General features: G+C 65.1%; 19 protein-coding genes. 10 read left to right on the forward strand and 9 right to left on the reverse strand.

What is annotated here, in order from left to right; translation table 11 throughout:
- Positions 1-121: 121 nt before the first annotated feature.
- From KVT37_RS10065 to KVT37_RS10110, 10 genes are all read left to right on the forward strand, one after another.
- Complete coding sequence (locus KVT37_RS10065) at positions 122-790, forward strand: response regulator transcription factor (RefSeq protein WP_217572253.1); 669 nt, start codon at positions 122-124, stop codon at positions 788-790.
- A 91-nt stretch (positions 791-881) separates the two neighbouring features.
- The gene (locus KVT37_RS10070) at positions 882-2,135 is read left to right on the forward strand and encodes a flagellar hook protein FlgE (RefSeq protein WP_217572255.1); all 1,254 of its coding nucleotides are present in this window, start codon (positions 882-884) and stop codon (positions 2,133-2,135) included.
- Between the two features lie 29 nt (positions 2,136-2,164).
- Entirely contained in the window at positions 2,165-3,616 is a 1,452-nt protein-coding gene (gene flgK, locus KVT37_RS10075; RefSeq protein WP_217572257.1) for a flagellar hook-associated protein FlgK, read from the forward strand.
- Positions 3,617-3,619: 3 nt separating this feature from the next.
- Positions 3,620-4,669: a flagellar hook-associated family protein gene (locus KVT37_RS10080; protein WP_217572259.1), complete on the forward strand. Its 1,050-nt coding sequence runs from the start codon at positions 3,620-3,622 to the stop codon at positions 4,667-4,669.
- Positions 4,670-4,700: 31 nt separating this feature from the next.
- Positions 4,701-5,048, forward strand: coding sequence for a flagellar biosynthesis regulator FlaF (flaF, locus tag KVT37_RS10085; protein WP_217572261.1), 348 nt, complete (start codon positions 4,701-4,703; stop codon positions 5,046-5,048).
- Positions 5,045-5,482, forward strand: coding sequence for a flagellar biosynthesis repressor FlbT (gene flbT, locus KVT37_RS10090; RefSeq protein WP_217572263.1), 438 nt, complete (start codon positions 5,045-5,047; stop codon positions 5,480-5,482). The genes flaF and flbT overlap by 4 nt, the downstream gene beginning before the upstream one ends.
- 1 nt (position 5,483) lies before the next feature.
- Positions 5,484-5,891 (forward strand): flagellar hook assembly protein FlgD, encoded by a 408-nt coding sequence (gene flgD / locus KVT37_RS10095; RefSeq protein WP_217572265.1) that lies wholly within the window; start codon positions 5,484-5,486, stop codon positions 5,889-5,891.
- A gap of 17 nt (positions 5,892-5,908) precedes the next feature.
- Entirely contained in the window at positions 5,909-6,175 is a 267-nt protein-coding gene (fliQ, locus tag KVT37_RS10100) for a flagellar biosynthesis protein FliQ (protein WP_040989996.1), read from the forward strand.
- A 161-nt stretch (positions 6,176-6,336) separates the two neighbouring features.
- Complete coding sequence (gene asnB / locus KVT37_RS10105; RefSeq protein ID WP_217572267.1) at positions 6,337-8,202, forward strand: asparagine synthase (glutamine-hydrolyzing); 1,866 nt, start codon at positions 6,337-6,339, stop codon at positions 8,200-8,202.
- A 250-nt stretch (positions 8,203-8,452) separates the two neighbouring features.
- Positions 8,453-10,096 carry an MFS transporter gene (locus KVT37_RS10110; RefSeq protein WP_217572269.1) on the forward strand — a complete coding sequence of 548 codons (1,644 nt, stop codon included), beginning with the start codon at positions 8,453-8,455 and terminating at the stop codon, positions 10,094-10,096.
- Between the two features lie 58 nt (positions 10,097-10,154).
- On the opposite strand, the gene KVT37_RS10115 is transcribed toward KVT37_RS10110, so the two are convergent.
- From KVT37_RS10115 to KVT37_RS10155, 9 genes are all read right to left on the reverse strand, one after another.
- Positions 10,155-10,511, reverse strand: coding sequence for a cupin domain-containing protein (locus tag KVT37_RS10115; protein ID WP_254633916.1), 357 nt, complete (start codon positions 10,509-10,511; stop codon positions 10,155-10,157).
- A gap of 14 nt (positions 10,512-10,525) precedes the next feature.
- Positions 10,526-11,911 carry an FAD-binding oxidoreductase gene (locus tag KVT37_RS10120; protein ID WP_217572273.1) on the reverse strand — a complete coding sequence of 462 codons (1,386 nt, stop codon included), beginning with the start codon at positions 11,909-11,911 and terminating at the stop codon, positions 10,526-10,528.
- Positions 11,912-11,991: 80 nt separating this feature from the next.
- Positions 11,992-13,104: an ABC transporter ATP-binding protein gene (locus tag KVT37_RS10125; protein ID WP_217572275.1), complete on the reverse strand. Its 1,113-nt coding sequence runs from the start codon at positions 13,102-13,104 to the stop codon at positions 11,992-11,994.
- On the reverse strand, positions 13,101-13,898 hold the full coding sequence (locus tag KVT37_RS10130) for an ABC transporter permease (RefSeq protein ID WP_217572277.1): 798 nt from the start codon (positions 13,896-13,898) through the stop codon (positions 13,101-13,103). The genes KVT37_RS10125 and KVT37_RS10130 overlap by 4 nt, the downstream gene beginning before the upstream one ends.
- The gene (locus KVT37_RS10135) at positions 13,898-14,767 is read right to left on the reverse strand and encodes an ABC transporter permease (RefSeq protein ID WP_217572279.1); all 870 of its coding nucleotides are present in this window, start codon (positions 14,765-14,767) and stop codon (positions 13,898-13,900) included. Before KVT37_RS10135 ends, KVT37_RS10130 begins: the two co-directional genes overlap by 1 nt.
- Positions 14,768-14,789: 22 nt before the next feature.
- Positions 14,790-15,863, reverse strand: a complete 1,074-nt coding sequence (locus KVT37_RS10140; RefSeq protein ID WP_217572281.1) for an extracellular solute-binding protein — start codon at positions 15,861-15,863, stop codon at positions 14,790-14,792.
- A 38-nt stretch (positions 15,864-15,901) separates the two neighbouring features.
- Positions 15,902-16,570: a helix-turn-helix domain-containing protein gene (locus tag KVT37_RS10145; protein WP_217572283.1), complete on the reverse strand. Its 669-nt coding sequence runs from the start codon at positions 16,568-16,570 to the stop codon at positions 15,902-15,904.
- 144 nt (positions 16,571-16,714) lie between these two features.
- Positions 16,715-18,496, reverse strand: a complete 1,782-nt coding sequence (locus KVT37_RS10150; RefSeq protein WP_217572285.1) for a chloride channel protein — start codon at positions 18,494-18,496, stop codon at positions 16,715-16,717.
- A 158-nt stretch (positions 18,497-18,654) separates the two neighbouring features.
- The gene (locus KVT37_RS10155) at positions 18,655-19,161 is read right to left on the reverse strand and encodes a cupin domain-containing protein (RefSeq protein WP_217572287.1); all 507 of its coding nucleotides are present in this window, start codon (positions 19,159-19,161) and stop codon (positions 18,655-18,657) included.
- Positions 19,162-19,177 lie beyond the last annotated feature (16 nt).

Raw genomic sequence — 19,177 nt, forward strand, 5'->3', positions numbered from 1 at the left:
TATTACGGCCCTCAAAAAAACTCCCAAGAAAATAGCTACAAGAAATGATGGTTTTTCAGGATTCGCCGGGCCGGCTACCCCTTTCCGCACGGGGCAGATGAGCTGATTCGGGGGCGGGTCGATGATCGTGATCGTTGATGAGCGAGAGCTCGTAACAGAGGGCTACTCTTCACTTTTCGATCGCGAGGGCGTGGCCACGGCCGGCTTCGCGCCAGGTGAATTCGGCGAGTGGGTGAGTTCCGCCGCCGATACCGACCTCAGATCCGTCAGGGCCTTTCTCATCGGCGACTGCCGTGAGGGCGCGATATCGCCGCGTCAGATCCGCGACCGCACCGGCGCGCCGGTGATCGCGCTCAGCGAACAGCATTCGCTCGAACATACGCTGCGGCTGTTCGAAAGCGGCGTCGACGACGTCGTACGCAAGCCTGTCCATATCCGCGAGATCCTCGCCCGTATCACCGCCATTCGCCGCCGCGGTTCCGAAGAGGCCGCCTACACCGAGGTCGGCTCGATGCGCATCTTCATGGACGGCCGCGATCCCGAGATCGACGGCGAGCCGCTGCCGCTGCCGCGGCGCGAGCGGCGCATCCTGGAATACCTGGCCAGCAACCGCGGCCGGCGCGTGACCAAGACGCAGGTATTCAACGCCATCTACGGCATCTTCGACGAGGAGGTCGAGGAGAACGTGGTGGAGAGCCACATCTCGAAGCTGCGCAAGAAGCTGCGCGAGAAGCTCGGCCGCGATCCGATCGATTCCAAGCGGTTTCTCGGCTACCGGCTGGTGTTTTGATGGCCGCCCAAGGCTCATCCCGCGCCAGCCTCGCGCAAGACACGAGGCATAGTTTTATGGCCTCCTACCCAGGCACTGCGGAGATCAATCGATGAGCCTCTACGGAATGATGCGGACCGGCGTTTCCGGTATGAACGCGCAGGCCAACCGCCTCTCCGCGGTGGCCGACAACATCGCCAACTCGGACACCACCGGCTACAAGCGCTCTTCGGCCGAGTTCTCGTCGCTGATCATGCCCGGCACCGGAGGCGCCTATAATTCCGGTGGCGTGACCACGACGATCCGCTCCGCCGTCAGCACGCAGGGCGTCATGACCTACACCACCTCGGTGTCCGACCTCGCCGTCAACGGCGACGGCTTCTTCGTGGTGCAGGACGCCAGCGGCACGCCCTATCTCACCCGCGCCGGCTCCTTCGTTCCCGACGCACAAGGCCGGCTGGTCAATGCCGCCGGCTACCAGCTCATGGCCTACGACTACGCCAACGGCGACCCGGCGGCGACCGCCAACGGCTTCGAAGGCCTCGTGCCGGTGCAGATTTCCGACCAGCAGATGACGGCGACGCCGAGCACGGACGGAATATTCAGCGGCAATCTGCCCGCCGGCGCCACGCCGCCCGCCGGCCCGCTGCCGTCCACCAACAGCGCGACCGCCGAATACACGTCGAAAACCTCGCTAGTCGCCTATGACAATCTCGGCAACAAGAAGCTGCTGGACGTCTACTTCACCAACACCGGCGCCGGCACCTGGCAGGTCGCGGTCTTCGATCAGTCGAAGGCCACGCCGGGCACCTCCTTCCCCTATACGGGCGGCGCGTTGGGATCGGCCAACCTCACCTTCGACACCACCACCGGCAAGCTCACCGGCGCGACCACGGGCGTCTCCTTCACCGTTCCGGGCGGCCAGACCCTCAACCTCGATCTCTCCAAGCTGACACAGCTCGGCACCGGCTTCACCGTCGCCGACGCCAAGGTCAACGGCAACGCGCCGAGCTCCATCCAGAAGGTCCAGATCGGCCAGGACGGCGTCATCTACGCGCAGTTCGCGGACGGCTCGACCAAGGCGCTCTACAAGATCCCGCTGGCCGACGTTCAGAGCCCCGACAACCTCACCGCCATGCCCGGCAACGTCTATGTGCAGAGCACCGATTCCGGCGCGGTCCATATCGGCTTTGCCAATGAGGGCAAGCTCGGCTCCATCGTCTCCGGAGCGCTCGAAAATTCCAACGTCGATATCGCCGAGGAACTGACCAACATGATTGCGGCGCAGCGCAGCTACACCGCCAATTCCAAGGTCTTCCAGACCGGCTCGGACCTGATGGACGTCCTCGTCAACCTGAAGAGATAACCGACGGGCGCCGCCCGTGAAAGATCCGCATGTCGCTTTCCTCCGCACTAAGCATTGCCCAGTCGGCGCTTCTGGCCACGTCCAAGCAAACCAGCGTCGTATCGCGCAATGTCGCCGATGCGTCGAACCCGGACTATACCCGCCGCATCGCCGTGGTCACCAGCACGGCGCCCGGCGCCAGAATGGTGGAAATCCAACGTACCGCGAATGAGCTTCTGTTCCGCCAGAACCTTTCGGCTCTGTCGGCATCGAGCGGCCAGAGCACGCTTTACAACGGCATGGATCAGCTCGATCTTTCGGTCAACGGCGTCGACAATGCGTCGTCCCCTTCGACGGCCATCGCCAATCTGCAGAAGGCCCTGCAACTCTACGCCACCACGCCGTCGAACCAGAACCTCGGCACCAGTGTCGTCGACGCCGCCAAGCAGGTGGTGAATTCGCTGAACAGCGGCACCAAGGCGATCCAGGATTTCCGCACCCAGGCGGACAGCCAGATCGCCACCGCCGTCGACGATCTGAACTCGCTGCTCAGCCAGTTCCAGGACGCCAACAAGGCCGTCATCTCGGGCACCCGTTCCGGCACCGACGTGTCCGACGCGCTCGATCAGCGCGACGCGCTCTTGAAGAAGATTTCGGAATATGTCCCGATCTCGACCTTCACGCGCGGCGACAACGACATGGTCATCACCACCAAGGACGGCACGACGCTGTTCGAGACCGTGCCGCGTTCAGTGACCTTCACGCCGTCCTCCGGCTATTCGGCCGGCACGTCCGGCAATACGATCTACATCGACAACGTGCCTGTCTCGGCGGGCGCCAGCGACAACACCACCGCCGACGGCAAGTTGGCGGGCCTGTTGAAGCTGCGCGACGGCGTTGCCTCGACCATGCAGAGCCAGCTCGACGAAATCGCGCGCGGCCTCGTCACGGCATTTGCCGAAACCGCGCCGTCGCAGCCCAATGCGACCGGCCTGTTCACATGGTCCGGCGCGCCGGCAATTCCGGCGGCCGGCACCCTGGTCGATGGCCTCGCCGGTTCGATCAGCATCAACGCCGCCTTCGATCCGAGCGCCGGCGGCAACCCGGCGCTATTGCGCGACGGCGGCGCCAATGGCGCGGCTTATGTCGTCAACACCGGCGGCGCATCCTATGCAGACCTTTTGATCAGCTACGGCAACAAGCTTGATCAGCCGATGGCCTTCGACAGTTCGGCCGGCATCACCGTCAGCTCCGGCGTCTCCGACTACGCGGCCAATGCCATCGGCTGGTTCGAAGGCGTGCGCCAGCAGGCCTCGACCAATGCCGACAACAAGCAGGCGCTGGCGGCACGCACCGCCGAGGCGCTGTCGAACGACACCGGGGTCAATGTCGACCAGGAGATGTCCCTGCTCCTCGACCTCGAGCACACCTACCAGGCTTCGGCGCATATGATGAAAACGGTCGGTGACATGCTGGACTCCCTGTTGGCTGCGGTGGGATAATTCATGAGAGCGACAGGCGTTTCCTCAGCTGCCATTTCCAACGCGCTGCGGTATCAGCAGGCAAAGATGCAGGCCGATCTCGTCAAGGCGACGAAGGAGTCACAGACCGGCACGGTCGCCGACGTCGGTCTGGCGCTTGGCAGCCGCACGACGCAGGCCGTCACCTTCCAGCGCGATCTCGACCGTCTGAACGGCATCGTCGATTCCAACGCGCTCGTCACCGCGCGCCTGAAATCGACCCAGGATTCCCTCGGCCAGGTCGCCGACACCGCGCAGAGCTTCCTGTCGGCGCTGACCAGCGGCGTATCGGGCGACTCCTCGGCCAGCATCCTGCGGACCGCCGGAGCCTCGGCGCTGCAGCAGATGACCGGCATCCTCAACACCAGTGTCAACGGCGAATATCTGTTTGCCGGCACCAACACCGACGTCAAGCCGATCGACGATTTCAGCGCCGCCGGCTCGCCGGCCAAGGCGGCGTTCGATGCCGCCTTTTCAAGCTATTTCGGCTTCACGCAGACCGACCCGGCGGCAGCCAATATCACCGCCGCGCAGATGGACAATTTCATCACCACCCAAGTCGAGCCGCAATTTCTGGGTTCCGGCTGGCAGGCCAACTGGTCGAGCGCCACCGACGAGCAGATCACCAGCCGTATCTCGCTCAACGAGACCACCCAGACCTCGGTCAGCGCCAACGAGCAGGGCATCCGCAAACTTGCAATGGCGGCCGCCATGGTCAGCAGCCTGGTCAACGGCACCGTCAGCGAGGCGGCGCAAAACGCGATCGTCAGCCGGGCGCAGGCGCTGGTCGGCGAAGCCATCGGCGGCATTACCCAGGCGCGGGCCGAGACGGGCATCGCGCAGCAGCGCGTGTCCGATGCCAGCGACCGCATGAAGACGCAGGTCGACCTCTTCGAGAAGCATATCGTCGATCTCGAAGGCGTCGATCCCACGGAAGCGGCGACCCGCGTCGCCGACCTGACGCAGCATATCGAAACGTCCTTTGCCTTGACTGCGCGTCTGCAGCAGCTCAGCCTGCTGAACTATCTGACCTGAACTCTCACACCGAAACGCCAGAGCGCCGACGATGTATCAATTCTCCTACGCCGACATCCAGACCGACTCCGTCGCCGACGCCAAGGACCGGGAGCGGCAGTTGCTTACCCGCTCGATCGACATGCTGGCGGCGGCGGCCGCGGTCGGCACCGACTCGATGGAAGCGGTCGAGGCGCTGCACTTCACCAACCGCATCTGGACCACCTTCGTCGAGGACCTCGGCTCCACCGACAACGCGCTCCCCAAGGAGCTGCGCGCCAACCTGATCTCCATCGGCCTTTGGCTGCTGCGCGAGACTGAAGACATCCGCCAGGGCCGCACCAACAATTTCGAAGGATTGATCGAGGTATCCCAGATCATCCGAGACGGCCTCCAATGACCAACACGCTGAAGATCTCGCTGAAGCCCAACGAGAAGATCTACATCAACGGCGCCGTCATCCGCGTCGACCGCAAGGTCACCATCGAGCTGATGAACGACGTGCAGTTCCTGCTCGAAAGCCATGTCCTCCAGGCCGACCAGGCCTCGACGCCGCTCAGGCAGCTTTACTTCATCGTCCAGATCATGCTGATCAACCCGTTGGGCGCAGCGGAAGCACGCGACATGTTCCGCCGCTCGCTGCCGATGCTGATCGCAAGCTTCGACAACCAGGACATCTGCAAGGGCCTGAAGCAGATCGACCGCATGGTCGGCGAGGACGATATCTACGAGGCGCTGAAGGCGATCCGCGCGCTCTATCCGCTCGAGCGCAAGGCGCTCGAGGGCAGTGACGACATTCCTGAAGCGCCCCGCGCATTGGCTGTAGGAGAATAAGATGGCCGTCGACATGACGACAACGATTCCGGTTGGCGCCAACCAGGCCAGCCAGCAGACCTCGAAGACGGCGGTGGATTACCAGTCGTTCCTGAAACTCCTGATCGCCGAGATGAAGAACCAGGATCCGACCAAACCGATGGATTCGACGCAGTACGTCGCACAGCTCGCCACCTTCTCCCAGGTCGAGCAGTCGGTGCAGACCAACACCAAGCTCGACCAGATCATGCAGTCGTCGGCCTTGTCGCAGGCCGACGCGCTGATCGGCCGCTCGATCACCTCGGCCGACGGCAAGACCACCGGCACCGTGGCGTCGGTGACGCTCTCCAGCAACGGGTTGATCGCCGTGCTGCAGGACGGCACCAAGGTCCCGGTCGGCTCGGGCGTGTCGATCAAGCCGGCCGCCTAGCGGCACAGGGACAGTCCATGAACGAGGCCGACGCCCTCGATATCGTCCAGTACGCCGTGTGGACGGTTCTTACCGCTTCCGCGCCCGTGGTGCTGGTGGCGATGGTCGTCGGCATCGGCATCGCGCTCATCCAGGCGCTGACCCAGATCCAGGAAATCACGCTGACCTTCGTGCCGAAGATCGTCGCCATCATGCTCGTGGTGGCGCTGACCGGCCCGTTCATCGGCAGCCAGATCTCTGCCTTCACCAACGTCATCTTCGAACGCATCGAGCACGGTTTCTGACGAGAAGCCTCGAGCAATCGTCGGGGCGGCCTGCCGCAAGCCGTACGACCGCTTGCGGCGACGTTTGCTGCGGTTAGATTGTAAGCGCCGGCATCGGCTGGCGTCGTTGTCTCAGGCGGTTTTCTGGAAGCAATGCATCAGGCAAAAACGGCCGGCAGGCCATGTGCGGAATAGCCGGCGTCTGGCGAAAGCGCGGTCCGATCGGCAGCAGCGATCTTTCCGATGTCGTGCGCATGATGCAGGCATTGGCGCATCGCGGTCCCGACGATCACGGCAACTGGAACGACGCCCGCCTGGCGCTCGGCCACCGCCGGCTGACCATCATCGACCCTTCGCCCGCCGCTGGCGAGCCGATGCTGACCGCGTCCGGCGACGGCGTGCTCTGCTATAATGGCGAGGTCTATAATTTTCGCGCGCTGCGCAGGACGCTTGAGGCGGAAGGCCTGACCTTCCGCACGGTGTCCGACACCGAAGTGGTGCTGCAGGCCTTGCATCACTGGGGGCCGCAAAAGGCGGTGCCGCTGTTCGACGGCATGTTCTCCTTCGCCTATTTCGATGCCCGCGACGGCGCGCTATGGCTTGCCAGGGACAGGCTGGGCATCAAGCCGATGTCGGTCGCCGAAACCAGCGAGCGCTTGCTGTTCGCCTCCGAGGACAAGGCGATCCTCGCCTGCCATGATTTTGCGCGCCGGATCGACACCCGCGAGCTGACGCTGCGGCTGGCCTGGCAGAGCCGCGATTCCAGCTACAGCGTCTTCGACGGCATCGAACGGCTGCCGCCGGCTGGCCTGTGGAAGATCACCGGCGACGGTATCGAGAAGCGCTGCTTCTGGCATGTCCTCGACGTCGTGGAGAGCGCGCGCATCGCCGGCGACAACACGCCCGACGCCGAACACGCGGCGACACTCCAGACGCTGCTCGAGGAAAGCGTCGAATTGCATTGCATCGCCGATACCAGCCTTGCCACCGCCTGCAGCGGCGGCGTCGATTCCGGTCTGATCACCGCGCTTGCCAAACGCTTCAGGTCCGAGCTGCACGGCTATGTCGTCGACCCGAAGCTCGGCCGCAGCGAGGCGCCGGACGCCGAGCGTACAGGCCGCCATGTCGGCGTCAGCCTGCGCCGGGTGTCCCTCGACCGGGATCGGTTCTTCGAGCTCTGGCCGCGCGCGGTCTGGCATCTCGAAACCGACGGCTGGCATGCCAGCCACGCCGCGCTGCTGGCGCTTGCCGAACAATGCCGCGCCGACGGCGTCAAGGTACTGCTCACCGGCGAGGGTTCCGACGAGTTGTTCGGCGGCTACAAATGGCAGGCATCGACGATGCGGCTCTGGCGCCAGTCCTGGCTGCAGCGGCTGTTCCGTTCGAAGGCCAGGCGCGACCGCAAATTCGCCGAACTGCGCCGCACGCCGTTCCGCAACTCGATCGGTCGCGGCTCACCCTCGGACCGCAACATCGCGCTGAGGGCCCTGTCGCCCGAGCTGAACTTCCTGCAGACAAAGCTGTTCGACAGATTGGAAGGCGTCGTGCCGACCGGCGACCGCGCTTACCTCGCGAACTGCTTTTACGACCTCTACTCGCACCTGCAGGATCTGCTGCACCGGCACGACCGTTTGAGCATGGCGGCGTCGGTCGAGCTCAGGGTGCCGTTCCTCGAGAACCGGCTCATCGACTTCGCCCTTCATCTGTCGCGCAGGCAGAAATACCGCGACGGCACCGGCAAGTGGCTGCTGAAAAGGGTCGCCGAACACCATCTGCCGCATGAAAACATCCGTGCCACAAAGATCGGCTTCGAGATGTCGGACGCTTTTTCGGCCGGCACGCAGGGCCTGCTGCGCGGCGGCCTGCTGCGCGAGGCGATGAAATGGTCTTCTTCCGAGTTGGACGACCTTATCGACATGGCAAGAAGCCACGAACCCACGCGGCTGCGTCTGGTCGGCATGGAAATGCTGCTCAGGCTCTACATGGGCGGCGACACGACGGGCGGCCTGACCGAGGCCCTGCACGCACAAGTGACAAGCGCGAAATAAGCAATTCCAGGAAAAGTGTGAGCGGTTTTCCGTTCGGAATTGCGTCGAGGCAAAGAGATGGAGCGCTTCGCCGTTTCCGCGAAACGGCGAAGCGCTCCATCGTAAAGTTGGTCCAGAGCGGCGAGATGCTTGGTTTAAAGCTTCGCCGACGCATTTTCGCCTTTGCCTTCCTATTGTTGGGTCGCACTCTTTGGCGAGTCGCCCGCCCATCAGGGCGCGGCGCGCGTATGTAGCGGACGAAGGCGCTACCATGATCGACGACGAGCCGGAAAGCGAACGCGTCTCCGCGCTGGCGCCGTTCCGGCACGGCATCTTCCGCGCCGTCTGGGCGGCCAGCCTGGTGTCGAATTTCGGCGGCCTGATCCAGGGCGTCGGTGCCGCCTGGATGATGACCACGATCGCCACCTCGTCCTACCAGGTGGCGCTGGTCCAGGCCTCGACCACCTTGCCGATCATGCTGTTCGCGCTGGTTGCCGGCGCCATCGCCGACAGCTTCAACCGCCGCAAGGTGATGCTGGTGGCGCAGACCTTCATGCTGGTGGTCTCGGCGCTGCTGACCTTGTTCACCTGGTTCGGCTGGATGACGCCGTGGACGCTGCTTGCCTTCACCTTCCTGATCGACAGCGGCACGGCGCTGAACAGCCCGTCATGGCAGGCGTCGGTCGGCGACATGGTGCCGCGCGCCAAGGTGCCGGCGGCGGTGGCGCTCAACTCGCTGGGCTTCAACATCACCCGCAGCGTCGGCCCGGCGATCGGCGGCATCATCGTCGCCGCCGCGGGTGCTGCCGCGGCCTTCGCCGCCAACGCCATCAGCTATATCGGCCTGATCGTCGTGCTGTTCCGCTGGAAGCCGGCGCTGCCGGAGCAAACCCTGCCGCGCGAGTCGCTGGGCGCGGCGATGGGCGCCGGCCTGCGCTATGTCGCCATGTCGCCCAACATCGCGAAAGTGCTGGTGCGCGGCTCGGCCTTCGGCTTCAGCGCGGGTGCGGTGCTGGCGCTGCTGCCGCTGGTGGCGCGCGACGTCGTCAAGGGCGACGCGCTGACCTACGGCATCATGCTCGGCGCCTTCGGCATCGGCGCGGTCGGCGGCGCGCTGATCAGCGTGCGTCTGCGGCAGTTGCTGTCCAGCGAGGTGATGGTGCGCATGGCCTTTTGCGGCTTCGCGCTCTGCGCCTTCAATGCCGCCGTCAGCCACAATGCCTGGCAGACATCGGCGGGCCTGTTGATCGGCGGCGCCTGCTGGGTCATCGCGCTCTCGCATTTCAACGTCACGGTGCAGATGTCGACGCCGCGCTGGGTGGTCGGCCGCGTGCTGTCGATCTACCAGACCGCCACCTTCGGCGGCATCGCGCTGGGCAGCTGGATCTGGGGTGTGGTCGCCGACGCGCATGGCGCGGAAACCGCGCTGATCGCCGCGGCCATCGCGATGCTGGCCGGCGGCGCCATCGGCTTCGTCCTGCCGCTGCCGCGGCAGACGGTGCTCAACCTCGATCCGCTCAACCGCTTCAAGGAGCCGATGCTGGCGCTCAATCTGAAGCCGCGCAGTGGCCCGATCGCCATCATGATCGAGTACGTCATCCGCGAGGACGACGTGCCGGAGTTCCTCGCCACCATGGCCGAGCGCGGCCGCATCCGCCGCCGTGACGGCGCCCGCAACTGGACTTTAGCCCGCGACCTCGAAAATCCCGGCATCTGGATCGAGCACTACCACACGCCGACCTGGGTCGAGTATATCCGCCACAACCGCCGCGCCACCCATGCCGACGCCGTGGTCGGCGAACGCATCCGCGCGCTGCACAGCGGCGAGAATCCGCCGCGCGTGCGCCGCATGATCGAGCGCCCGACCACCGCGGGCACGACGCTCGTCTCACCCAAAGGCCCGATCGATCATTGACGAAGCGCCGCCAGGAGCGAACGCTTCAGGCATACGGCATACGCCAGGCGATCAACGATCAGTCGGCGCTCTGGATCATGTAGAGCTTGCGGGTGGTCTCGTGGATGCGCCACTCGCCCTTCCACCCCTGCGGCAGGACGAGAAGATCGCCTGGCCCGAGTTCCCGCATCTCGCCATCGGCGCGGCTCACTGCGGCGCGGCCGGAAATGATGTGGCATATCTCCGAGGAGCCTGAGCGGTCGGCGGTGAAGCGGCCGGGCGTGCATTCCCAGATCCCGATGTCAACGGTGCCGTCCGGCGATTGGAAGAACGACCGCGCGGCCTCCACTTGGTCCCCTTCGAAAGAGGTCGGCTTAGGTGAAAAGGCGCCGATATCGGCCTTGGCGAGGTCGTGGAAAGTCGAGAGATCGATCAAGATAGGCTCCAAGATCAATGACCGGTGATGCTGTCGGCCAGGGCGGCAAGCTTCGAGGTGTGCGCGAGTCCCGCGGCCTCGCGGGTATCGGCAATGCGGTAGAGCTGGTACATCGAGTGGACGCCCAGCCAGCGGAACGGCTCCGGCTCCCACGGCCGCACCTTGCGGTTGACCCAGGGCAGCCGCGTCAGTTCGGTATTCTGGCCGAGCACCAGATCCGCCAGCGTGCGTCCCGACAGGTTGGAGCTCGACACGCCGAGCCCGACATAGCCGCCGGCCCAGCCGATGCGCGTCGCAGGGTCGAGGCCGACCGTCGTGCACCAGTCGCGCGGCACGCCGAGCACGCCACACCAGGCATGATCGATGCGGCACTCCGCTGTCTGTGGCAGAAGCGTCGTCAGGATCGAGTGCAGCTGGTCGATCGTCGCCTGCTGCGTCTGGCCGTTGACGTCGGTGCGCGAGCCGTAGCGGTAGGGCACGCCGCGCCCGCCCATGGTGATGCGCCCCTCGCGCGTGCGCTGCGCATAGCAATAGGCATGCGCGGCATTGCCGAGCAGCTCATGGCCCTCCCAGCCGATCTTGCGCCAGAGTTCCTCCGACAGCGGTTCGGTGACGATCTGCGCGCTGTTCAGCGCCAGCCAGGTCCGCTCCTCGCCCGGAATGCCGGCGGTAAAACCTTCCGTCGCGCGGATGATGGTTTCGGCCCGCACCGTACCGCGATCGGTGGTCACAGCGCCCTTGGCAATCGCCGTCACCGTCGTCTTCTCGTAGATCGAAACACCGAGACGCTCGACCGCCGCAGCCAGCCCCTGCACCAGCTTGGCCGGCTGCACGCGCGCCTGGCCGTGGATCACGAAGCCGCCCATGACATTCCGGATGTTGATACGGGCCCGTGTCGCTGCCTGGTCGAGCAGCTCGATGCGCTCGGGGTCGGCATCCCATGAGCGGATCGTCTCGCATTCCTCACGCACGCGTTCCAGCTGCGCCGGATTGGTGGCGACCGTCAGATTGTCGACGCGGCGGATGTCGGCATCGATGCCTTCGTCGGTCGCGACCCGGATCACCTCGTCGACGCAGCCGGCCATCGCCTTCTGCATCGCGGTGACACCTTGGCGGGTCGACGTCTTCAAATACTTCTCGCGCGACCAGCCGAAGCCCCCCGACAGCCAGCCGCCATTGCGCCCCGACGCGCCGAAGCCGGCGAACTCGCGTTCGATGAGCACGATGCGCAGCGAGGGCTTCGCCTTCTTCAGGTAATAGGCGGTCCACAGTCCGGTGTAGCCGGCGCCGACGATCGCGACATCCGCCTCGATGTCGCCGGGCAGAGGCGGACGCGGCGCGGGCATAGCGCCCAAATCCGCATACCAGAACGAGATATCGCCGTTGCGCTTGACTTGCATGGGATGGCTTCCGGTAGAGCAATTCCAGGAAAGGTGTGAAGCGGTTTTCAGTCCGGAATTGCGTTGAAACAAAGAAATGATCAGGTGAGCGTGGTGTCGGCCGTGCTGTCGTCGGGCAGGAGTTTTGCATCGGCGCCGTCGAAGCAGAGCTCGACCTTGTCGCCGAGGCCAAAGCTCTCGCCGGCAAGCGGCCAGCGCACGATCGCGGTCGAGGCGTCGGCGAGCTTCACTTCGTATTTCGACCCCGAGCCGAGATAGATCGCCTCGGCGATCGTTCCCGACAGCCGGTTCGTGCCGGTGGCATCCTGTCCAGGCCGGCGGATGGCAAGTTTCTCCGGCCGCAGCAGCATCACCGGGCTGGTCTCGCCATTGAGGCGGCGCGGCGCGCTTACCGTCTCGCCGGCGACGGTCAGCGCGGTGCTGGTGCCATCGCTTCTCGCCTTGCCGCGCAGCACGGTGGAATCGCCGATGAAGCGGCCGACGAACAGCGTCGCCGGCTCGTCATAGAGCTGGCGGCCGGTACCGACCTGCTCGATGCGCCCGCGGTTGAACACCGCGATGCGATCCGACAGCACCAGCGCCTCTTCCTGGTCGTGCGTGACATAGACGAAGGTGGTGCCGAGCTCGCGGTGGATGCGCTTGATCTCGAGTTGCAGCCATTCGCGCAGCTTCTTGTCGAGCGCGCCGAGCGGCTCGTCCATCAGCAGCAGCGGCGGGTCGAAGACGATGGCGCGGGCGAGTGCCACGCGCTGCTGCTGGCCGCCCGACAATTCGCTCGGATAGCGATGCGCGAAGTCGCCCATCTTGACCATGTCGAGCGCCCTGGCGACGCGCGCCTTGCGCTCGTCCGGCTTGATGCCGCGCAGCGTCAGCGGATAGGCGACGTTGCGGCCGACCGTCATATGCGGGAACAGCGCGTAGTGCTGGAACACCACGCCGATATTGCGCTTGTGCGCCGGCACGCCGACGACGCTGTTGCCGCCGACCAGAAGCTTGCCGCTGGTCACGTCGGTGAAGCCGGCGATCACGTTGAGCGTCGTCGTCTTGCCCGAGCCGCTCGGCCCGAGCAGCGTCATAAACTCGCCGGGCTCGATCCTGAGCGAGACACCGTCCAGCGCCTTGAAGGACCCATAGGCCTTGCTGACCGTATCGAGGTCGATCGCGGCGCCGCGATTTTGCGCTCTCGGATTCATAGGCGTCCCTTCCGCTCGCGGCCAAGGAGAAGCATGCCGCCGCCGATCAGGAGCGTGGTGGCGAACAAAAGGATGGTGCCGACGGCCGCGACCGTCGGGTCGGCGTCGCGGGTGATCGAGGAAAAGATCTGCACCGGCAATGTCTTGAGATAGGGGTTGGTGATGAACAGCGACACCACGATCTCGTCGAAGGACGTGGCGAAGGCGAACAGCAGGCCGGACAGGATACCGGGTAGGATCAGCGGCAGCGTCACCGTACGGAACGTGGTCAGCGCGCCGGCGCCAAGGCTTGCCGCCGCCGTCTCCAGCCGCCTGTCGAACACTTCGAGATTGGCCGAGACCGCGATCAGCACGAAGGGCAAAGCCAGGATGGTGTGCGCCAGCACGAAGCCGGTCAGCGTGCCGACGAGCTGCGCATCGAGATAGACAGCATAGATGCCGATTGCGAGAACCACACCCGGCACCACCATCGGCGTCAGCATCAGCATGCGCAAGAGATTGGCCGGCCGCGCCTTCATGCGGTCGAGGCCGAAAGCGGCGAGCGTGCCCAGCACCGTCGCCAGCACCGCCACCAGCGAGGCGACCTTGAGCGAATTGAGGAAACTGGAAGACCAGTCGGGGTTGGTGGCGAAGTTCTGGTACCACTGCCAGGAAAAGCCCTGCGGCGGGAAAGCGAGCGACTTGTTCTCGTTGAACGACATCGGCACGACGACCAGTGTCGGCGCCACCAGCCATATCGCCACCAGCAGGCAGACGAGGCCGAGGATGACGCGCGTGAGCGGCTTCATCTCCATCAGCGTCGCCCCACGTCCCGATGCCTGGACCGCATCACGGGTGCTGCCAAGGCGAGCAGCACGAAGGTCGTGACGAGCAGCACGACGCCCATGGCGCCGCCGCGTCCCCATTGCAGCAGGCTGAGCACCTGCGTCTGCACCAGTGTCGACAGCATGGTCGAGCGCGGCCCGCCGAGCAGCGCCGGCGTGATGTAGAAGCCCAGCGCCAGGATGAAGACGATGATCGCGCCGGCATAGACGCCCGGCAGCGACAGCGGCAGGTAGACGGTGAAGAACGCGCGCGAAGGTCGCGCGCCCAGGCTTTGCGCCGCCCGCATCAGCCGCAGATCAATGCCCTTCATCACCGAATAGAGCGGCAGGATCATGAAGGGCAGCAGCACCTGAGCCATGCCGATCACCACGCCGGTCTGGGTGCGGATCAGCCGGATGCCGTCGAAACCGGCCGATCTGAGCAGCGAATTGATGACGCCGGAATCCTGCAGCAGGATCACCCAGGAGAGCGTGCGCACCACGCCGCTCACCCAGAACGGGATCAGCACACAGAGCACCAGGACGAGCCGCACGCGCGGCCCGACGGCGGTCATCAGATAGGCGTAGGGGTAAGCACAGACCACGCAGACCAATGTCACCCAGGCCGAAATGGTGAAGGTGCGCTGCAGCACCGTCAGATTGACCGGCGCGCCGAAGAACCAGGCGTAGTTCTGCATGCCCCATTGCGGTTCCGACAGGCTGCGCAGCACGATGGTGAGGAGCGGATAGCCGATCACAGCCACCAGCAGGAGGAGCGCGGGCAGTGTGAGCGCGAACGGCCGCCATACCCAGCCCGCCCGTTGCGGGGCGGAAGGCGTCGTCGGTTCGAGCGCGCTCACGAGCTATCTCCCTGTCAGCCGGTCAGTTACCAGCCATTAGCGCCGACCACTTCTCCTGCGCCACCGCGAAGTTCGGCACCCAGAACTTGAAGTTCTGCTTGTAGCCCTGCTTCTGGCGATCGGGTGTGTTGGTCAGGAAGGCGGCAACGGAATCGTCGACCTTGGGCTGCGCGTCGCTGTTGATCGGCGTGTAGGAGGTCTTCTCCGCCAACACCTCCTGCGCGTTCTTGCCGAGATAGGCATTGAGCAGCGCGTAGGCGGCATCCGTGTCCTTGACGCCGACCGGGATCGTCATCTGGTCCATCACGACGAGCCAATCCTGCCAGGCCGGCGCATATTTGGCGCCGTTCTTGACCGCGGTCATGGCGCGGCCGGTCCACATCATCAGCATGTCGGCTTCGCCGGATTCGGCGAGCTGCTGCGATTCAGCGCCGGTCTTCCAGAAGATGGTGTCGGGACCGAGCTTGCGGACCACGTCGATGGCCTTGTCGATATCGGCCACCGTCATCGCCTTCGGGTCGCCGCCGGCAACCTTGAAGGCCTGTTCGAGCAGGCCGCCGGTCGGGCTGCCGGAGCCGTCGATGCCGCGCACGCCGGGGAATTTCTGCGTGTCGAAGAAGTCGGCCCAGCTCTTGGGCGGATTATCCTTGTACTTCTCCTTGTTGTACATCAGCACGACGCCGTAATTCATCGCCGGCACCGAGCATTCGCCGACCTGGCCTTCCGGGATCTTCGAGACATCGAGCTTGGTCAGGTCCAGCTTCTGGAACAGCTTGCCGCAATAGACATATGGCGGCAGGTCGTCGGTATCGACGACGTCCCAGGTGACATTGCCGGATTCGACCTGCGCCTGCAGCTTGGCGATCTCGGTCGGCCCGTCATTGAGCAGCTTGACGCCGGACTTGTCGACGAAGTCCTTCAGCGCCGCCGCCTGGCCGTCCTGGTAGATGCCGCCATAGGAAACGAAAGTGAGGGTCTTGCCCTTGAGCGAGCCTTCCTTGACCTCGCCCGCCACTGGCTTGTCCTGCGCGAAAGCCGCGCCGGTCAGAACGCCAAGCGCCAGGACGGCGCCGATGCCATATCGCAATTTCAGCATAACGATAACTCTCCCATTCATGCCCGCGTTTTGGTCGATTACCTGGCGGCGGGCGGTTTCCAGGTCGTGTATTGATCGAGCTCGGCGCGCGGCGAGGTCGGCGGCGCGATGACCCACATCACCTCGGCCCGGCCACTGCCGATGTTCTCGGTGCGATGCGGTGTAGACGTCCTGTATTCGACGCTGTCGCCCTCTTCGAGGACATGGCGCGCCTCGCCGAGGAAAACCTCGACGACGCCGCGCAGCACGATCAGCATCTCATGCGCGTCGCCATGCGTGTATTGGTCGGGACCGGTCGAGCCGCCGATCTCGAACTCGCCGACATAGACTTCCATGTCGCTGAGCGGCGGCCGCGACAAGAGCATCTTGCGGCAGCCGTCGCTGGGCGGCAGGCTTGGCCGCTCGCTGCGCCTGAGCACGCCGTGATGGTTTTGAGCCGTGCTCTCCGCGAAGAGCAGCGCGACGCTGACCCCGAGCGCCGAAGCGATCTGATTGAGCGATGCCGTGCTGGCGCCGGTCAGGCCGCGCTCGAGCTGGCTGATGAAGCTTGCGCTCGTTCCGGTCGCCTCGGCGAGATCGCGCAAGGAAAGCCGGCGGGCAAGGCGAAGGCTCTTGAGCCGCATGCCCAGCACTTCCTGGGCGGCTGTCGCGACCGAACCGTTCCTGTTCCCGGTTGAAGCCTGGCCCTTATCGGAAGCCTTGGGCATCTCGTTTGTTCTCCACTGAACACTTTGTACAGTGACACTGTACAAGCTGCAAGCGGCGAATCCGGCCAGTTCAGACCTTCGGGTAGGCCAGCCAGCCGCACCGATGAGGCAATGGTTCGTCGTCCGGGGGATAAAAAGCTCGGGTCAGCCCTCGCCGGACAGGTCGCGCCGCGCCTTGTCGAGCTCTTCGGCGTAGCGGCGCATCAGATGGCTCTCGGTGAGCAGCCCCAGAACGATGCGCTCGTCGAAATCCTCGACCACCGCCAGTTCTTCGGCCCCGGTGCGCTGGAAAGTCTCGGCTGCGGTCTGGACGTTCATCGACGGCACCAGCACCGCGTCCTTGAACTGGGCGAGCGCGCTGACCGGCGTGGCGCCGTCGGAAAGATCGCTGTGCAGTTCCGGCACCAGCAGCATGCCGACATATTGGTCGGCCTGCTCGACGGCGATGACGCGCTGTCCGGATCCGAGCGGAACCTCCTTGCGGAATTCTGCGAGCGTCGTCGAGGCGGGAATGGTGCGGACATCCTTGCGCATCATCGAGCCGACGGTGAGGCTGCGCATCCAGCCGACGTCATGGGCGCTGCGGATCGTTTCGCCGCGCAGATGGAAGCGCCAGGTCGAGAAGGAGTAGCCGAAGGTCTCGCGCACCAGGATCGCCGACATGATCGAAGCCGCCAGCACCACGCCGGTGAGCGTCAGGTCACGCGTGGACTCCAGCGCCAGGAACGTCATGGTCAGCGGGCCGCCGACGACGCCGACCGCCAGCGACGTCATGCCGACGACGGCGGCGACCGCCGGGTCGATGCCCGCCGACGGCGCGGTGATAGCCATGACACCGGCAAACACCTTGCCGAGCAGCGCGCCCAGGAACAGCGAGGCAAAGAACAGGCCGCCACGGAAGCCGGAGCCGAGCGATATGGCGGAGGCCGCCAGCTTCATCACGAAGACGCTCGCCACCACCGGAAGCGTATAGTTCATGGCGAATTCGCGGTGCAGCGCGCCGTGCCCGCTGGACAGCACCTGCGGCGTGACCAGCCCGAGCAGACCGACGAAGATCCCGCCGATGAAGGGCCTGACCGACGCATCGATCGACAGCCGCACGAAAAGCCGCTCGACGATGCTCACCAGATGCATGATCGCGATCGAGGCCGCTCCGCCAAGCAATCCCAGCAGCAGGAACGGCACGTATTCGCTGGCGGTCAAATTCGGCAACCCTGAGAGTTCCAGCGGAAACGGCACGCCGCCGAACACTTCCGCGGTCAGGGAGGCGGCGATCGCAGCCGCCATCACCGGCGCCACATTGGCGACGGAGTAGATGCCGATGACCAGCTCGAAGCCGTAGAAGGCGCCGGTCAGCGGCGCGTCGAAGGCTGCCGCGATGGCGCCGGCAGCGCCGCAGCCCACCAGGATGCGGACGTCGTTGCGGCGCAGCCGGAACGCGCGGGCAAGTCGGGAAGCGATGCCGGAGCCGATCTGCGTATAGCCGGCTTCCAATCCGACCGAGGCGCCGAAGCCGCTCGAAATCATCGTCTGGGCCACGATGATGAAAGTGTCGGTGAGCGACATGCGCCCGCCGTATAGAGCGTTGGCCTCGATCGGGTCGACCGGCGTGCGGAACTTGCGCTTTCTGAGCCAGATGACGGAAAGCCCGAGCAGCAGGCCGCCGATGGCCGGGTACATCGCCTGCACCGGATCGGCGAGCGAGAACATTGCCGAAAGCCGGCCGCCCGGCTGCACGTCGAACAGCAGATAGTGCATGCCTTGCACCAGCGCGCTCATGCCGGTGACCAGCGCGCCCGCGATGACACCGACCGCCCCGGCCATCAGCACGATCACGATGCCGCGCGCCTCGAGCACGGGGATCGAGCTGATCAGCACCGCGCGAAGCCGGCGGGCATAGACTTGTGGGTCGTTTCTGGCAGGCAACGGAGCGGCTCGCCGGTATGCGAAAGAGAACAACTGCCGTGCCTGGATACGCGCGGCGGCTTTGCGTGGCAATCGCAATGCCGACCGCATGTGGCGCCATTTTGGCGGTGCTCGAATTAGCGTCGCGCAGCGCTCCACCGCTTATCAAGGAGATAGACTTAGTCGGGTACAGGTATGGTCAGCGGGCCGCAATCGTCCTCGGCGACGAAGATCGCCAAAAGCTCGGCGGACTCGGTGGCGCTGGCGTTCTCGGCGAAGGCGTGGATGGCGCCCGGCGCTTCGAACCAGGTCTGGCCCTGGGCGTAGGTAACGGCCGGCCCGCCTTCCATCTGCGAGCGCAGCGCTCCCTTGATGACGAAAGCGGTGACCGAGCCGGGATGACGGTGCCGCGGCGTGTAGGCATTGGGCGGGAATTCGACCAGCGCCGTGGTGATCGAATGCCCGGGAACGTTCGGCAGTTTTTCGCAGGCGAGCGGCTTGACGGTGGTGGTCGGGCGGGCCGCCGCCCCTTCCCCGGCATCTGCCCCCATCATGTGAATATGCGCGTCCATTCCACCGGGGGGAGTGATCACCCTGTTATGGACCATGGCCATGCCAAGCAGCCCGGCCGAGATCGCGGCGACGCCGACCAACGCAAGGCTTCGCGAAGAACCGTCTTCAGTCACGACGGCAACTCCTTTG

The sequence above is a fragment of the Mesorhizobium sp. GbtcB19 genome, assembly GCF_019091085.1.
Taxonomy (GTDB): Bacteria; Pseudomonadota; Alphaproteobacteria; order Rhizobiales; family Rhizobiaceae; genus Mesorhizobium.

Coding starts and splice junctions, on each gene's coding strand:
- KVT37_RS10110 (WP_217572269.1), top strand. CDS start 8,453: ATGATCGACGACGAGCCGGAAAGCGAACGCGTCTCCGCGCTGGCGCCG.
- fliQ (WP_040989996.1), top strand. CDS start 5,909: ATGAACGAGGCCGACGCCCTCGATATCGTCCAGTACGCCGTGTGGACG.
- flgK (WP_217572257.1), top strand. CDS start 2,165: ATGTCGCTTTCCTCCGCACTAAGCATTGCCCAGTCGGCGCTTCTGGCC.
- KVT37_RS10130 (WP_217572277.1), bottom strand. CDS start 13,898: ATGGAGATGAAGCCGCTCACGCGCGTCATCCTCGGCCTCGTCTGCCTG.
- asnB (WP_217572267.1), top strand. CDS start 6,337: ATGTGCGGAATAGCCGGCGTCTGGCGAAAGCGCGGTCCGATCGGCAGC.
- flaF (WP_217572261.1), top strand. CDS start 4,701: ATGTATCAATTCTCCTACGCCGACATCCAGACCGACTCCGTCGCCGAC.
- flgD (WP_217572265.1), top strand. CDS start 5,484: ATGGCCGTCGACATGACGACAACGATTCCGGTTGGCGCCAACCAGGCC.
- KVT37_RS10125 (WP_217572275.1), bottom strand. CDS start 13,104: ATGAATCCGAGAGCGCAAAATCGCGGCGCCGCGATCGACCTCGATACG.
- KVT37_RS10145 (WP_217572283.1), bottom strand. CDS start 16,570: ATGCCCAAGGCTTCCGATAAGGGCCAGGCTTCAACCGGGAACAGGAAC.
- KVT37_RS10140 (WP_217572281.1), bottom strand. CDS start 15,863: ATGCTGAAATTGCGATATGGCATCGGCGCCGTCCTGGCGCTTGGCGTT.
- KVT37_RS10070 (WP_217572255.1), top strand. CDS start 882: ATGAGCCTCTACGGAATGATGCGGACCGGCGTTTCCGGTATGAACGCG.
- KVT37_RS10065 (WP_217572253.1), top strand. CDS start 122: ATGATCGTGATCGTTGATGAGCGAGAGCTCGTAACAGAGGGCTACTCT.
- flbT (WP_217572263.1), top strand. CDS start 5,045: ATGACCAACACGCTGAAGATCTCGCTGAAGCCCAACGAGAAGATCTAC.
- KVT37_RS10120 (WP_217572273.1), bottom strand. CDS start 11,911: ATGCAAGTCAAGCGCAACGGCGATATCTCGTTCTGGTATGCGGATTTG.
- KVT37_RS10080 (WP_217572259.1), top strand. CDS start 3,620: ATGAGAGCGACAGGCGTTTCCTCAGCTGCCATTTCCAACGCGCTGCGG.